The organism is Leisingera sp. ANG-M1 (assembly GCF_000813745.1).
Classification (GTDB): domain Bacteria; phylum Pseudomonadota; class Alphaproteobacteria; order Rhodobacterales; family Rhodobacteraceae; genus Leisingera.
The window spans coordinates 1-290 of sequence record NZ_JWLC01000040.1 but is presented as its reverse complement, the minus strand read 5'-3'; the positions used below and the strand labels follow the sequence as shown (position 1 = coordinate 290).

Annotated in this window: 1 protein-coding gene; it reads right to left on the bottom strand. The window is 65.2% G+C overall.

All coding sequences use genetic code 11. The features are described 5' to 3' along the window. A partial coding sequence (locus RA19_RS24785) for a uroporphyrinogen-III C-methyltransferase (RefSeq protein ID WP_275041757.1) occupies positions 1-286 on the bottom strand: 286 nt, incomplete at its 3' end. Positions 287-290 lie beyond the last annotated feature (4 nt).

Genomic DNA, 290 nt, shown 5'->3' with positions numbered 1-290 from the left:
CCTCGGCCTCTATGCCGGCGGTGCGGGCGGCGGCCAGTTCTTCGGCAACGCGGCCAAAGATACCGGGGTCACCCGATTTGAGGCGCACAACCCGGCGGCCCTTCAGCGCCTCTGCCACGATCACTGCGTTGATCCTGTCCTGCGGCCAGGAGTGAGCGCCGACGTGTTTGCCGACGAAGACCCGTTTAGCCGCTGGCGGGGCCAGTTCCAGAACCTCTTCATCAACCAGGCGGTCATAGAAAACCGTATCGGCCTGCTGCAGCCTTTGCATCGCGCGGAGCGTCAGCAGG